The organism is Tranquillimonas alkanivorans (assembly GCF_900115595.1).
In the GTDB taxonomy this organism is placed as follows: domain Bacteria; phylum Pseudomonadota; class Alphaproteobacteria; order Rhodobacterales; family Rhodobacteraceae; genus Tranquillimonas; species Tranquillimonas alkanivorans.
In genome coordinates, this window is sequence record NZ_FOXA01000008.1 from 91,039 (window position 1) to 105,890 (window position 14,852).

14 protein-coding genes are annotated in these 14,852 nt (G+C 67.6%); 7 read left to right on the forward strand and 7 right to left on the reverse strand.

Translation table 11 applies throughout. The features are described 5' to 3' along the window. Positions 1-9 precede the first annotated feature (9 nt). The 6 genes from chrA (at position 10) to BM162_RS11470 (ending at position 3,988) form a co-directional block, all read left to right on the forward strand. A complete protein-coding gene (gene chrA, locus BM162_RS11445; RefSeq protein WP_093421884.1) occupies positions 10-1,299 on the forward strand; it encodes a chromate efflux transporter in 1,290 nt (429 codons plus the stop codon). A gap of 75 nt (positions 1,300-1,374) precedes the next feature. Continuing rightward, on the forward strand, positions 1,375-1,839 hold the full coding sequence (locus BM162_RS11450; RefSeq protein ID WP_093421886.1) for an SspB family protein: 465 nt from the start codon (positions 1,375-1,377) through the stop codon (positions 1,837-1,839). A gap of 84 nt (positions 1,840-1,923) precedes the next feature. Then, complete coding sequence (fumC, locus tag BM162_RS11455; RefSeq protein ID WP_093421889.1) at positions 1,924-3,321, forward strand: class II fumarate hydratase; 1,398 nt, start codon at positions 1,924-1,926, stop codon at positions 3,319-3,321. Between the two features lie 3 nt (positions 3,322-3,324). Further along, positions 3,325-3,513, forward strand: coding sequence for a DUF4169 family protein (locus BM162_RS11460; RefSeq protein WP_093421891.1), 189 nt, complete (start codon positions 3,325-3,327; stop codon positions 3,511-3,513). Beyond that, a complete protein-coding gene (locus BM162_RS11465; RefSeq protein ID WP_093421894.1) occupies positions 3,510-3,728 on the forward strand; it encodes a ribbon-helix-helix domain-containing protein in 219 nt (72 codons plus the stop codon). The genes BM162_RS11460 and BM162_RS11465 overlap by 4 nt, the downstream gene beginning before the upstream one ends. Before the next feature lie 32 nt (positions 3,729-3,760). After that, positions 3,761-3,988: an N-(5'-phosphoribosyl)anthranilate isomerase gene (locus BM162_RS11470; protein WP_245759245.1), complete on the forward strand. Its 228-nt coding sequence runs from the start codon at positions 3,761-3,763 to the stop codon at positions 3,986-3,988. 7 nt (positions 3,989-3,995) lie between these two features. Here BM162_RS11470 and BM162_RS11475 read toward each other — a convergent pair whose 3' ends face one another. From BM162_RS11475 to BM162_RS11485, 3 genes are read right to left on the reverse strand one after another with little or no spacing between them, the layout of a single operon-like run. Beyond that, entirely contained in the window at positions 3,996-5,381 is a 1,386-nt protein-coding gene (locus BM162_RS11475; RefSeq protein WP_093421897.1) for a cytochrome P450, read from the reverse strand. After that, positions 5,378-6,586, reverse strand: coding sequence for a hypothetical protein (locus tag BM162_RS11480; protein ID WP_093421900.1), 1,209 nt, complete (start codon positions 6,584-6,586; stop codon positions 5,378-5,380). Before BM162_RS11480 ends, BM162_RS11475 begins: the two co-directional genes overlap by 4 nt. A 54-nt stretch (positions 6,587-6,640) precedes the next feature. After that, positions 6,641-7,393 carry a cytochrome c biogenesis CcdA family protein gene (locus BM162_RS11485; RefSeq protein WP_093421903.1) on the reverse strand — a complete coding sequence of 251 codons (753 nt, stop codon included), beginning with the start codon at positions 7,391-7,393 and terminating at the stop codon, positions 6,641-6,643. A gap of 93 nt (positions 7,394-7,486) precedes the next feature. On the opposite strand from BM162_RS11485, the gene BM162_RS11490 reads away from it, so the two are divergent. After that, positions 7,487-7,714 carry a sulfurtransferase TusA family protein gene (locus tag BM162_RS11490; protein WP_093421906.1) on the forward strand — a complete coding sequence of 76 codons (228 nt, stop codon included), beginning with the start codon at positions 7,487-7,489 and terminating at the stop codon, positions 7,712-7,714. Positions 7,715-7,788: 74 nt separating this feature from the next. Here BM162_RS11490 and BM162_RS11495 read toward each other — a convergent pair whose 3' ends face one another. From BM162_RS11495 to purQ, 4 genes are all read right to left on the reverse strand, one after another. After that, the gene (locus tag BM162_RS11495) at positions 7,789-10,605 is read right to left on the reverse strand and encodes a ribonuclease E/G (protein WP_093421909.1); all 2,817 of its coding nucleotides are present in this window, start codon (positions 10,603-10,605) and stop codon (positions 7,789-7,791) included. Positions 10,606-11,041: 436 nt separating this feature from the next. Then, complete coding sequence (locus BM162_RS11500) at positions 11,042-12,373, reverse strand: sigma-54-dependent transcriptional regulator (RefSeq protein ID WP_093421911.1); 1,332 nt, start codon at positions 12,371-12,373, stop codon at positions 11,042-11,044. Positions 12,374-12,383: 10 nt separating this feature from the next. Then, a complete protein-coding gene (locus BM162_RS11505; RefSeq protein ID WP_093421914.1) occupies positions 12,384-14,144 on the reverse strand; it encodes a sensor histidine kinase in 1,761 nt (586 codons plus the stop codon). Between the two features lie 37 nt (positions 14,145-14,181). Continuing rightward, positions 14,182-14,850: a phosphoribosylformylglycinamidine synthase subunit PurQ gene (purQ, locus tag BM162_RS11510; protein WP_093421917.1), complete on the reverse strand. Its 669-nt coding sequence runs from the start codon at positions 14,848-14,850 to the stop codon at positions 14,182-14,184. Positions 14,851-14,852: the final 2 nt, after the last annotated feature.

The window sequence follows — 14,852 nt, forward strand, 5'->3', positions numbered from 1 at the left end:
GGAGGGGACATGACGCACGCATCGGCATCCGACCCGTCGGATTGCGACCATCCCACGCTGACCACCCTCTCGCGGGTCTTCGGCCGGATCGGCGTTATGTCGTTCGGCGGCCCGGCCGCGCAAATCGCGCTGATGCATCGCGAACTGGTGGACGCGCGGGGCTGGCTGAGCGAGCGCGGGTTCCTCAACGCCTTGTCCTTCTGCATGCTGCTTCCGGGCCCGGAAGCGATGCAGCTTGCGACTTTCTGCGGCTGGCGCTTGCGCGGCGTGCCGGGCGGCTTGATCGCGGGGCTGCTGTTCGTGCTGCCCGGCGCGGCGGTGGTGCTGACGCTGGCCGCGCTGTACGTCGCGGTCGGGGACGTTCCGCTGGTCGAGGCGCTGTTCCTTGGCGTGAAGGCCACGGTCGTGATCATCGTGATCGAGGCACTGCTGCGCCTGGCGCGCCGGGCGTTGACACGGGCGGATCACCGGGCCGTCGCGGCTCTGGCCTTTGTCGGCATCTTTGCGCTGCACCTGCCGTTTCCCGCGATCATCGCACTCTCCGCGCTCTACGGCGCGTTGACACAGAAAGGTCAGACCGAAGCTCCGCCGGCCCAGGTGCGTCCGCGCACCGGGGCGACGGTCGCGGTCTGGCTGGGGATCTGGGGGGCGCCGGTCGCCCTGCTCTGGGCCGCCGGCGCGACCTTTCTGACCGAGGTCGCGCTGTTCTTCTCGAAGCTCGCCGTCGTCACCTTCGGCGGGGCCTACGCCGTGCTGGCCTACATGACGCAGGAGGTCGTGCAGGAGCGCGGCTGGCTCACCCCCGACCAGATGATGGACGGGCTGGGCCTGGCCGAAACGACGCCCGGCCCGCTGATCCTGGTGACGGAGTTCGTGGGCTACGTCGCCGGGGCCACACAGGGCGGCCCGGGGCTGGCGTTGGCGGCGGCCGGCGTGACGTTGTGGGTGACCTTCGCGCCGTGTTTCCTGTGGATCTTCGCCGGGGCGCCGTACCTCGACCAAATCATGGCGCGCCCGCGGCTGACCGGCGCGCTGGCCGCCATCACCGCCGCCGTGGTGGGCGTGATCGCGAACCTGTCGATCTGGTTCGCCGCCCACGTGTTCTTCGGCAAGGTAGGAGAACTGCGCGCGGGTCCCGTCGCGGTCATCGCGCCCGAGCCCGGCGCGGCCGATCCGGCGGCGCTGGCACTGGCGGGGGTCGCGGCGGTCCTGCTGCTGAGGCTCAAGCGCGACCTTCTGACGGTGCTTGCGGTCTGCGCCGCGCTCGGCGCGGGGCTGGGCGCGGTGGGATTGGCTTGAGCGAAAAGCGGCCCGCCCGCCCTTTCCTTCGGAGTCGAATCTTCTATGCTGGCTGACACGTCACAGGGGCAGCGAATGGCACGCACGATCGACTATGGAAACCTCATGCACCGGGCCATGCGCGGCCTGATCCAGGAGGTATTGTCGGACGTTGCCGAGAATGGCCTGCCCGGCCAGCACCATTTCTTCATTACGTTCGACACAATGCACCCGGATGTCGAGATCGCGGACTGGTTGTCAGACAGATACCCCGGCGAGATGACGGTGGTGCTTCAGCATTGGTTCGACAATCTCGAGGTCGGGGACGAAGGTTTCTCGGTCACGCTGAACTTCGGCAACGCGCCCGAGCCGCTTTACATCCCTTACGACGCCATCAAGACCTTCGTGGACCCGTCTGTCGAGTTCGGCCTGCGCTTCGAGACGCAGGAGAGCGAAGACGACGACGACGAGGCGCCTATGGAGGAGATGGCCGAGGACGACGAGGACGACACGCCGAAGGGCGATGCCGAGGTCGTCAGCCTCGACTCCTTCCGCAAGTAAGACGTTACCGCTCTCACCCGATTGTCTTGTCCGCGCCCTGGGGCTATCCCCTGCGGCAACAGACACCGCCGGAGGAGAGAGCGCATGACCGCCACCCGCACCGAGACCGACAGCTTCGGACCGCTCGAGGTTCCCGCCGACAAGTATTGGGGCGCGCAGACGCAGCGCTCGATCATGAACTTCCCTATCGGCTGGGAGAAGCAGCCCGTCGCGATCGTGCGCGCACTCGGCGTGATCAAGCAGGCCTGCGCTCAGGCCAACAAGGAACAGGGCACGCTCGACCCGAAGCTCGCCGACGCCATCGTGCAGGCGGCCTCCGAGGTCGTGGCCGGCAAGTTCGACGACAACTTCCCGCTGGTGGTCTGGCAGACCGGGTCGGGCACGCAATCGAACATGAACGCCAACGAGGTCATCGCCAACCGCGCGATCGAGATCCTGGGCGGCGAGATCGGCACCAAGGACCCGGTGCACCCGAACGACCACTGCAACATGGGCCAGTCGTCGAACGACACTTTCCCCACGGCCATGCACATCGCGACCGCGACGACCGCGCATGACGTGCTTCTGCCGGGGCTGGCCAAGCTGCACGCCGCGCTCGAGCAGAAGGTCCGCGAGTTCGACGGCATCATCAAGATTGGCCGCACCCACACGCAGGACGCCACGCCGCTGACGCTGGCGCAGGAATTCTCGGGCTACACCCACCAGGTCGCCATGGGCATCGAGCGGGTGAAGGCTGCGTTGGGCCGCATCTATGAGCTCGCGCAGGGCGGCACCGCTGTGGGCACCGGGCTCAACACCCGCGAGGGCTGGGCCGAAAAAGTCGCCGCCAACATGGCCGAGATCACCGGTCTGCCCTTCGTCACCGCGCCCAACAAGTTCGAGGCGCTCGCCGCGCACGACGCGATGGTCGAGATGTCGGGATCGCTCAAGACCGTCGCCGCCTCGCTCTTCAAGATCGCCAACGACGTCCGTCTGCTGGGCTCCGGCCCCCGCTGCGGGCTGGGCGAACTGGTCCTGCCCGAGAACGAGCCCGGCTCGTCCATCATGCCGGGCAAGGTGAACCCCACCCAGGCCGAGGCGATGACGCAGGTCTGCGCCCACGTCATGGGCAATGACGCCGCCGTGGGCTTCGCCGGCAGCCAGGGGCATTTCGAGCTCAACGTCTACAAGCCGATGATGGCCTACAACGTGCTCCAGTCGATGCAGCTTCTGGGCGACGCGGCCTCGGCCTTCACCGACAACTGCGTGGTGGGCATTCAGGCCAACACCGACCGGATCGAGAAGCTGATGCGCGAGTCGCTGATGCTGGTGACGGCGCTCGCGCCCGAAATCGGGTACGACAATGCCACCACGGTCGCCAAGACGGCGCACAAGAACGGCACAACGCTGAAGGAAGAGGCCGTCAAGCTGGGCTTCGTGGACGAAGAGACGTTCGAACGAGTCGTCCGGCCCGAGCAGATGATCGGCCCCAAGAAGGGCTGAGCTGTGGCGAAGGTTGTCAACCTCAACAAGGCCCGCAAGGCGCGCGCGAAAGAGCGCGCGCGGGCCGAGGCGGACGCCAACGCCACGAAGTTCGGTCTGACAAAAGCACAGAAGGCGATCGAGCGGGCGGAGGCCGAAAAGGCCAGACAAATGCTCGATGCCCACCGCCGTGAAGACGACGACGACACATGAACGGCCGGCCCCGGAAACGGTCCCTGACGCTTCGGGGCCACCGCACCAGCGTGTCGCTCGAGGACGAGTTCTGGTCCGCCTTCCGCGACATCGCAGCCGCCCAGCGGCGGCCGCTCAACGACCTCGCCGCCGAGATTGATGAAAGCCGGGGGACCGAGTGCGGCCTGGCCTCGGCCATCAGGCTTCACGTGCTGCGCTGGTACCGGCAGCAATGAAGCCTTAACCGTTGTGCGCGAAGTTCGGGTGCATGTCCGATATCTGCACCCTCATCGCCCCCGAGGGCTGGCTGTTCCAGATGTTCAGCGCCAAGGCGGCGCGCGAGGGCGGCATCGTGCGCCGCAGCGCGCGTTCTCGAAAGGATCGTCGACCGCAAGGCGTTCGAAGACGAACTGCCCGCCGCGGCTATCACGCAGTGGAGAATTGCGGCCAGATCGTTGTCTTCAGCAACGATGTCTCCGTGACCGTGATCCGTTGACCGAAGTTCATTCAGAATGATCTTCGGAAGGCCTTTCTGAAGGGCCTTCCGCCCTTGGTTGCACCTGCAACCAAATTCCGTCCCGCGCACGCACGGTCAGGTGCGCCACCGGCACCGGCACCCGGCCCGCCACCGGCGCCACCTGCCACTTCGCCAGCAGGCACGCCAGCAGTAGCGGCCCCTCGACCATCGCGAACCCCGCCCCCGTGCATACCCGCGCACCGGCGGAGAAAGGAACGTACGCGTCGCGCAGACACGCCTTACCGCTCTCGGTCGCGAAGCGGTCGGGATCGAAGGCATCCGGCGCCTCCCATAGCCGCGACTGGCGGTGCAGGTGCCACGGGCTTACGACGATCTGCGCGCCCGAGCGCACGTCACGGCCCCGGAAGCGTTCGTCCCGCGTCGCCTCGCGCACCATCATCGGCACCGGCGGGTAAAGGCGCAGCGCCTCGCGGAAGACGTCGCGCGTGAAGCGCAGCTTCGACAGATTGGCGAAGGTCGGCTCGGCCGCGAAGTCCTGCGCCTCCGCCGCCACGCGCGCCTGCGCCTCGGGGTGCGTGGCCAGCAGGTAGAGCGCCCACGCCAAAGCCGAGGCGCTGGTCTCGTGCCCGGCGAGGAAGAAGATCGCCACTTGATCGATCATCTCGCCGGTGCCGAACCGCTCGCCCGTCTTCGGATCGGGCGTCGTCATGATCTTCGTCGCGAGGTCGTCGGGCGCCGTGCCGTCGGCGATCCGTCTCTGCCGTGCCTCGGTCAGCTCCGCGATCAGCCTCCGGATTGCACCTGCCGTCGCCCGTGTCCGGCGCGAGAAGCCGCGCGGCATCCAGCGCGGCAGGGGCACGAACGCGGCAAGGTTCAGGATCGGCTGGCTGCGCTGGTACTGGCGGAACTGTTCGAACACCTGCGACGCGACACGGTGCTCGATGGGGATCGAGAACAGCGTGCGGAAGATAACGTCGGCGGCGGCGTGGCTCGTCTGCGCCTCGATCTCGACCTCACCCGGGGCTAGCCGCGCGGCCGCTGCCTGGCCCGCCGACAGCATGGCAGGGAAGGTGTCGCGCAGGCGGCCGCCCTCGAAGGCCGGGTCGATGATGCGGCGCTGGCGCTTCCACTGTTCCCCATTGGTCAGGAACACCGAGTCGCCCAGCAGTGGGCGCAGGCCTTCCGAGACGCGGGCGGATTTCGGGAAGTCCATCGGCCGCTCTGTCAGCACCCGCCGGACGAGCGGCGGGTCGTTGATCAGGTAGCTGCGGAAGAACGGCGTGCGAAACTCGGCCATCCACGCGCGGTAGAGCTTCGCCGGCTGCGCGGACAGTATGTCCTGCCGGAAAAGCCTGACGTATCGCCAGAGCGCGACCCGCTCGGGCCGGGCGGCGGGCTTCGGCGGGATCATGCGGCGGTCGAGGTGTGGCCGGAGGCCGGGCGCACGATACGCGACCGCGACGGCCTCCGCCCGGCGAAGCGGTCGCCCAGGGTGCGCGGACCGGCGGTGATGGCGAAGTAGTCGTAGTCGCCGGGCCGGTCGAAAGCGCACAAGTACTGGAAGTGCAGCCGGAAGAAGCGCCAGCGCAGGCGCCGCCATGTCTCGGGCCCGAGCGTGCGTGTGAACGCCGCCGAGAGCACCAGCGGCCAGCGTTGTCCCGCGGGTGCGACACCGCTGACGGCGACGGGATCGCACAGCGCGAAGGTGCAGCCGTCGCCCGGCGCGGTGACGTCCACCCACGCCAAGTCCTCGCATCCCGACAAGTCCCGCAAATCGGCGCGCAGGCGGTGGGCGTCGGGCAGGAAGCTGGCCATTGGCACCACCTGCCCCAGCGTCAGTAGCGACAGCGCGGGTCCGTTTGCCGGAACCCGGCCCGCACGCACCAGGTCGGCCAGGGCCGAGACGGCGAAATGCGCGCCGGTGGAATGTCCGACAATGAGCACTTCGTCGACCTCGTCGGACAGCGCACCGGCGATGGCGGTCGAAAAGTCTGACAGTCGCGCCTCGAGTTCGGACGAGTATGCTCCACGGTGGCGGGCGGTGAAGGCGTAGTCGTTCAGCAGATAGTGCACGAAGAACCGCCCGTCGTGCTGGCGGAACCAGCGCAGGACGGCCCAGCCCACCGGCAAGCCGAGCCCCACCGCAAACGCGACCGGCACCACGTCCGCAGAAAGCGTGGCCACCGTCCAGACCGATAGTCCAGCCAGAAACAGTTGCAGAAGCAACATTCCCGCCGGGTACAGCGCCGCGATCACCGGGCCCTTGCGCAGGCGCATCAGCCGGAAGAGCGCGCCGGTCGAGATATAAATCCACGCCGTTCGAACCAGCCGCAGGTAGCTTGCCGCGATGCCGCACCGCATCGAACGCTGCACGAGGTCCGACCAGACCAGCACCTCGACCTCAGCTTCGATCTCCGCACCCTCGATCCGCGCCTCCACGTGCCAACCGAAGCGGTCGCCGCGCCGGGGGCCGAGCGTGATGCGATGGCCCGAAACCGCCGCCTGCACGGCGGCCTCGCGCCGGTAAAGCTCGCGGTAGCGGCGCGGCGGCATCGGGTCGTAGCCGGGGATATAGAGCACCCGGCGGCGGTGCACTCTGCGGTCGGTGTCGGTCATCGCGTTCCCTTGCTCCCGGCGCAGGCTAGACGGGGAAGCGGGCGGAATTAAGCCTCAACCGAGCACGGCAAGTGACGGAAATGTTTCCAGAAGCCACCACGAGAAGGCGCTGAACGCCCCGGTCACCAGCGCCAGGCCGACGACGATCAGTAGCACGCCCATTCCCATCTCGATCAGGCGCATGTGCTTCTTGAGCCGGTTCATCACGCCCATCGCCCGCTGGATGAATATCGCGGCAAGGAGGAACGGGATGCCCAGGCCGGCGGCGTAGACGGCCAGCAGCGTCGTGCCCCGGGCCACGTTGGCCTCGGAGGCCGCCAGCGACAGAATCGCGCCCAGCTGCGGACCGATGCAGGGGGTCCAGCCGAAGGCGAAGGCCAGCCCCAGGACGTAGGCGCCGAAGGCCGATCCGCCCCGGTCGCCGGCGTCCAGCCGGGCCTCGCGATCGAGGATGGGAATGCGGAAGACGCTCAGGAAGTGCAGGCCGAAGATGATGACCACGACGCCGGCGATGCGCCCGAACAGGACCTGGTTCTTGAGGAAGAACGCGCCGAAGGCCGAGGCGGTGAAGCCCAGGAACAGGAAAACCGTCGACAGCCCCAATACGAAGAACACGGCCGAGATGATCGCCTTGCGCCGCGCCGCCACCGCACCCGTCATCTCGTTCATCGAGATGCCGCCCATGTAGGCGAGGTAGGGCGGGACGATGGGCAGAACGCACGGACTGAGGAAGGACAAGAGCCCCCCGAGCAGCGCCACCAGCATCGCGGGAATGAGGCCCGCGTCCATAATCTCGATCCCGAACATGATGCCGTCTTATGACATGGCGAAGGCGGCGTCACGCCGTCGCCCGTCACGTTGGCGTGGACAAAACGTAGCGGCCGGGCTATCGGCCAGGCCATGGAATACGATCAGGATCTCGATGCGCTGGGGCTTCTGTGCCCCCTGCCCGTTCTCAAGGCGCGCAAGCGGATGCAGGCGATGGCCGCGGGCCAGGTTCTGCGGGTGCAGGCGGACGATCCGGCGGCGGTGGTCGATATCCCGCACTTTTGCGCAGAAGCGGGGCATGACTTCCTTGGCGCCGAGGCGCAGGGCGACACGCAGCACTATTTCATCCGCAAGGGCTGAGAAGACCACATTCGGCAATGAGAAAGGGCCGCGGAGTATTCCCGCGGCCCTTTTGTCTTTGGTGTGCGAACGCCTCAGCGCCCCAGCGACCACCAGCCGCGGCGCTTGGGCTTCGGCTTTTCGTCGGCCTCGCCCTCGGCCAGCGCGGGTTCGCGCGGGGTCTCGGGCTGCGGCGCGGGCTGCGGCGCGGGCTGTTCGGCCGCCACCGGCGGCTCGGGTGTGGCTGAAGGCTGCTCCGGATCGGCCGGTTTTGCCGCTGCCTCGGCGGGGACTTCCTCTTGCGTCGTCTCGTCCGAGGATGCCGCCTCGGCCGCCACGACCTCGGGTGCTGTCGGAGCGCCGCCCGCGGCGTCCTCGGATTCGGCGACCGGCTCGGCCGGCTTCGCCTCGGCGGGCTCGGGCTGCGGCTCGGAGGATTGCACCGGTGTCTCGGCAGCCTCGGGCGTCTGCGCCAGCACGCCGTCGGTGGCGGCGCTGCCGGCGGTGCCGTCCTCGGACTCTGCGACCACCTCGGTCTTGGGCTCCTCGGGCTGCTGCGTCTCGGCGGTCTCCGCCTCCGGGGTCTTGCGCTTGCGGCCCCCACGCGAACGACGGCGCTTGGGCTTCTCGTCGCCCTGCTCGTCCGACGCCTGTTGCGCCTCGGCCTGCTCGGGCTGCGGCTCGTCCGCCGGCTGTCCGTCGACGGGCTGCGCTTCGCCTTCGGAGGGCTGCGAGGTCTGCGCCTCGTCGCCGGTGCCGTGGCCTTGCGCTTCGTGCCCGTTCTCACCGTTGCCCTTGCCGCGACGGCGGCGGCGGCGGCGGCGCTTCTTGGGCTGCGGGGCCTCGTCCTGCGCCTCGGGCTCGGGCTTGGCTTCGGTCGCGGTTTCCTGCGCCTCTTCCTCGTCCGGCTCTTCCTCGACGGTGGCGTCGATGTCGTCCATCAGCGACGCCGTGGCCGAGATCACCGGCGCCGTCTGCTCGACCACGCGCGTGGCGGTTTTGAACTTCTCGAGCGAGAAGTCGGGCGGGATCAGGGCCGGGTCGGCTTCGATCCGGACGGACAGGCCGTAGCGCGCCTCGATCTGGGCGATGTGCTCGCGCTTCTGGTTCATCAGGAAGTTGCAGATGCCGACCGGCACCTTGACCAGCACCTCCTTGGTGCGCCGGCGCGTGCCCTCTTCCTCGATCTGGCGCAGGATGCCGAGCGCGAGGTTATCGTCCGAGCGCAGCAGGCCGGTGCCATGGCACGACGGGCACGGCTGCGTCGTCGCTTCGAGCATGCCGGGACGCAGGCGCTGGCGCGACATCTCGAGCAGGCCGAAGGCAGAGATCTTGCCGACCTGGATGCGCGCGCGGTCGGTCTTGAGCTTGTCCTTGAAGCGCTTCTCGACCGCGGCGTTGTTCTTGCGCTCTTCCATGTCGATGAAGTCGATCACGATCAGGCCGGCGAGGTCACGCAGACGCAACTGGCGCGCGATCTCTTCCGCCGCCTCGAGGTTCGTCTCGAGCGCAGTTTCCTCGATCGAGCCCTTCTTGGTCGCCCGACCCGAGTTCACGTCGATGGCCACCAGCGCCTCGGTCACGCCGATCACGATGTAGCCGCCCGAGCGAAGCTGCACGACCGGGTTGAACATCGAACTCAGATAGCTTTCGACCTGGTACCGCGCGAAGAGCGGCATCTGGTCCTGGTAGTTCTTCACGTTCTTGGCGTGGGACGGCATGATCATCTTCATGAAGTCCTTGGCCGTCCGGTAGCCTTCGGTCCCTTCGACCCAGACTTCGTCGATCTCGCGGCTGTAAAGATCGCGGATCGAACGCTTGATGAGGTCGCCCTCCTCATAGATCTTCGCGGGTGCGATCGACTGGAGCGTCAGCTCGCGGATCTGCTCCCACATGCGCTGGAGGTACTCGTAGTCGCGCTTGATCTCGGTCTTGGTGCGCTGCGCGCCGGCCGTGCGGATGATCAGCCCGGCGCCCTTGGGCACGTCGATGGACTGCGCGATGGTCTTCAGCTTCTTTCGGTCGGTGACGTTGGTGATCTTGCGGCTGATGCCGCCGCCGCGGGCGGTGTTGGGCATGAGCACGCAGTACCGGCCGGCCAGCGACAGGTAGGTGGTCAACGCCGCGCCCTTGTTGCCGCGCTCTTCCTTGACGACCTGCACCAGCAGGATCTGGCGGACCTTGATGACTTCCTGGATCTTGTACTTCCGGCGGGGCTTGCGCGGGCGGCGGATCTCGTCGCTGACGTCCTCGTCGGCGACGGACTCGATTTCCGAGTCGCGCTCGGCGGCGTCGTCGATGGCGCGGTAGGGGCCTTCAACGTCACCATTGCCATTGCGGCGCTTGCCGTCCCGGCCCTCGTCGCCATTGGCTTCGGGATCACCGTTGTCGTCGTGGTCGTCCTCGCCCTCGTCGAGGTCGACCACGCCCATGCCGGGGATGTCGGCCTCGGCCACGGGCGTATCGGCAGCGCCGTCATCTGCGGTCGCCGCGTCGTCATCGGGCGCATCGGCAGTCGCGACGGCGTCGTCGGAATGGGCGTCGGCGGCCTTGGCCGCGGCCTTGCCGCCGCGCGACCGGCGGCGGGGCTTCGGCTTTTCTTCCTCTTCGTCGATCTCCTCGGCGTACTCTTCCTCTTCGGCGAGCAGAGCTTCGCGGTCGGCGACGGGAATCTGGTAGTAGTCCGGGTGGATCTCCGAGAAGGCGAGGAAGCCGTGGCGATTGCCGCCGTAGTCGACGAAGGCCGCCTGAAGCGACGGTTCGACGCGCGTTACTTTGGCGAGATATATATTACCGGCGAGCTGACGCCGGTTTTCGGATTCGAAGTCGAACTCCTCGACCTTGTTTCCGTCAACCACCACGACGCGGGTCTCTTCCGCGTGGGTGGCATCGATGAGCATTTTCTTTGCCATGTTGCCGTTTCTCTCACCGCGACCGGACAGCCGCCCGGGGGCGCCAGTCTCTGCGGGTGTTGTCTGGTATGGGCGATGGGTCCGACGGGGTGCGGCAGGTCGCGGAGCCTGATGGCCCCTGCTCTATCCGTTTCTGCCGTCGCGCGCCTCATCGCGTTTCTTCTCCGACGCCCTTCGTGGGGCGCCCGTTCACGGCCCGGCCTTTTTCAGGCGCTCGGGCGGTCGTTTTGGCCGAAATGGCCGGTCGGCTGTCCGGAACTCGGCGCGCGGTTTTGCGGTCGGAGGTTCCGAAACAGTGAAACTCAAGCGGGACGCAGTGCCGCCCTGACGGCGGCACCCGGCCCGTTGCCGCAGGATAAGGGGAGCGGGCGGTGAAATACAATGCGGAAAATCCCGCACCGCAGGAATCCGCATCCGGCGCGCCCCGCCCGCGCCGTCAGATATAGTCCGCGCGGCTGAGGCCGTACTTGGCCATCTTCTCGTTCAGGGTCCGGCGCGGCAGGCAGAGTTCCTCCATCACCGACACAATTGACCCCTTGTGCCGCCGCATCGTGTTGTCGATCAGCATCCTCTCGAACGCTTCGACGTATTCCTTGAGCGGCTTTCCTTCCGTCGTCATACGCGGCTCGGTGTCGTCGTTATCCTGCATCAGAAGCGACGAGATCGTGCCAGTGCCCCGGCGGTTCTGAAGCACCGCGCGCTCGGCCACGTTGACGAGCTGGCGGATGTTGCCCGGCCACGGCGCCTGGAGAAGCTGCGCGGCCTCCTGTGCGCTGACCTCGGGGGCGTCGCAGCCGTATTCCTCGGAATACTGCTCGGAGAAGCGGTTGAAGAGCGTCAGGATATCCTCGCCCCGCGCGCGCAGCGGCGGCAGGGTGATTTTCATCGCCGCGAGCCGATAATAAAGGTCGGGCCGCAGCACGTCCTCGCAGGTCTTGCCCTGCTCCTGCAGGTTCGAGATCGCGACGATCCGCGTCTCGGCCGGGGTGCCCTGCTCGTTCATCCAGGCCAGCAGCCGCGCCTGAAGCGACGGCGGCAGCGCGTCGATGTCCTCGAGCACCAGAGTGCCGCCCCGTGCCTCTTCGAGAAGCGGAAGCTGCTCGCCCTCTTCCATCGGGCCGAAAAGCCGCTTGCCGATCGTTTCCTCGTCCTGGCCGGCGCAGGCGAACAGAACGAACTTCTTGCCCGCCTTCGCCCCCACCGCATGGAGCGCGTGGGCCACCAGCGTCTTGCCGGTGCCCGTTTCGCCGTCGATCAATACGTGGCCGTCGGCCTGGCCGAGGTCCAGGATATCCTCGCGCAGCCGCTCCATCACCGGGGACGAGCCGATGAGCTTCTTCATGATGCCCGAGCCATCCGACAGCTCGCGCCGCAGCGCACGGTTGTCGAGCGTCAGGCGGCGCTGCGTCGTGGCGCGCTTGGCGAGTTCGGTCATCCGGTCGGGGTTGAACGGCTTTTCCAGGAAGTCGAAGGCGCCCACGCGCATCGCCTCGACCGCCATGGGCACGTCGCCATGGCCGGTGATCATGATAACGGGGAGCGCGCTGTCCACGCTCATCAGCCGCTTGAGGAAGGCCATGCCGTCCATGCCGGGCATCTTGATGTCGCTGACCACGACCCCCGGATAATCCTGCCCGACGGATTTCAGCGCGTCCTCGGCGCTCGAGAAGGTTTCGGTGTCGAAGCCCGACAGGGCCAGCCACTGGCTGATCGACTGCCGCATGTCCTGCTCGTCGTCGATGATCGCGATCTTCATGTGCTGTGCCATGCTGGCATCCTCACTCGGCTGCGGTGCGTTGTTCGGCGTGAAGCGGCAGCTGCATCTCGAAGACGGCCCCTCCGTCGGGCGCGTTGCGCGCCGTCAGGCGGCCGCCGAGGTCGCTGACGATCCCCGACGAGATGGCGAGGCCGAGCCCCACCCCGTCGCCGGGTGCCTTGGTCGTGTAGAAGGGTTCGAACAGGCTTTCGAGATCCTCGATCCCGGTGCCGTTGTCGCGGACCGTGAGCGTGGCGGTGTCGCCGGTGGACAGAAGGATCTCGATCTCGGGGCGCTCGGCCTGCTTGGTGGCGTCCACGGCGTTGCGCAGCAGGTTGATGATCACCTGCTCGACGCGGATGCGGTCGGCCCGCACCGTCACCGGGTGCGACGGAAGCGAACGGGTGACAGCGATATCGCGCGTCTTGAGCTGCGGCTCCATCATCGACAGCGCCGACGACACGCAGTCGCGCAGATCGAGCGTCTCGAACGCCTCGCCGCCCTTGCGGGCATAGGACTTGAGCTGGCGCGTGATCGCGCCCATCCGCTCGATCAGGTCGTCGATGCGCTGGAACGACGACAGCGCCTCCTCGGGTCGCTTGCGCTGAAGCAGCAGCTTCGCGCCGGCCAGATAGGTCTTCATCGCCGCGAGCGGCTGGTTCAACTCGTGGCTAACGGCCGCCGACATTTCGCCCAGGGCGGCCAGTTTCGAGGTCTGCTCGACCGTCTGCTCGGCCACTTCCAGGTTCTTCTCCGCCTTCTCGCGCTGCGCGATCTCGCGCTGAAGGCGGTTGTTGAGCTGGCGCAGCTCGACGGTTTCGCGCTGGAAGAACAGCGAGCGCGACAGCGCCTTGCGCGTCATCAGGTAGAAGGTGCCGGCCAGCAGCAGCGCAAAGCCCATGATCTCGAGCGCGAGCACCCCGTTCACCCGCTCGCGCACGCTGGCATAGGTGGTGAAGGAGGTCATGCGCCAGCCCTGGAACGGGATGCGCGCGTCCTGACGCATCACCGCCTCGCCCGACAGATACGCGTCGGGCGGCAGGGCGCCCCAGTCGGTCGTGGCCTTCAGCGCCCGCTGGATGGCATTCGGGGCCGAACGGGCGGCCAGCGCCTCTTCCTCGGTGCGCCCGCGCCAGCGGCTTTCGGTGGCCAGGATGATCTGGCCCTCACTGTTGGTGACGAACACGGCGTCGGAAAAGCCCGCCCAGTTCTGCTCGAACTTCTGAAGGTCGACGCCCACCACGATGGCCCCCATCAACTCGCCGCCCACGGTGATCTTTCGCGAGTAGAAGAAGGCGAAAGCGCCGGAGTCGGTGCGCGTGGTGGTGAAGATCGTATCGTTCGAGCGCAGCGCCTCGATGAAATAGGCGGCGTTGCGGTGGGACGAGCCCAGCCGGCTGCGGTCGGTCGCGGCCACGGCGCGCCCGTCCTTGTCCAGCAGCATGAGCGAGGCTGCGCCGATTTCCTCGAGGTACGAAATCAGCCGCTGTGTGGTCGGGGTGTAGTCGCCCGAGTTCAGCGCGCCGATCAGCGCCGGATCGCGCGACAGCAGCAGCGGCACGACAGAGGCGCGCTGAAGCTCGCTGCGCAGGTGGCCGGAATACAGCGCCAGCCGCACCTCGGCACGATTTCTCGTGCTCTCGGTGAACCGTTCGGTCAGAAACTGGTTCGTCACCCAGACGACCGCCACCGCGAAGGCGACGAACCCGGCCAGAAGGACACGGACCCGCCAAGGGCGGGCCGGGCTCTTGACCGGAAGTTTGGGTGCTGCGCGCTCCGTCATGCCGGCAAGTTAAGCCCGGCGCTCTCCGGCAACAAGCTTACGCAGCGGCAAATGCACCACACAATGCGCGGAACAGCGCCGAGCCATCGGGCTGTCCAAGCGCCGAATCCGCCGCCCGCTCGGGGTGCGGCATCATGCCCAGCACGCGCTTGTTCGCCGACAGCACGCCCGCGATGTCGGCGACGGACCCGTTGGGGTTGTCGACATAGGTGAAGGCGATGCGCCCCTCGTCGCGCAGCCGCGCCACGCCGTCGGCGTCCAGCGTGTAGTTGCCGTCGTGGTGCGCGATGGGCAGCGCGATCTGCTGCCCCTCGGCGTAGCCCTCGGTGAAGGCGGTGGCGGCGGTCTCGACCCGCAGCGGCACCGTCTTGCAGATATAGCGCAGCCCGCGGTTGCGCATCAGCGCACCCGGCAGCAGCCCTGTCTCGGTCAGCACCTGGAAGCCGTTGCAGACGCCGAGGGCGAAGCCCCCCTTCTCGGCATGGCGCTTGAGCGCCCCGCAGATAGGCGAGCGCGCGGCGATGGCGCCGCAGCGCAGATAGTCGCCGTAGGAAAAGCCGCCGGGCACGCCGACGACATCGGTGCCGGCGGGAAGCTCGGTGTCCTTGTGCCAGACCATCTCGACCTCGGCCCCGGCCTGCCGGAAGGCGGTGGCGAGGTCGCGGTCGCAGTTTGATCCGGGAAAGACGATGACGGCGGCTTTCATGG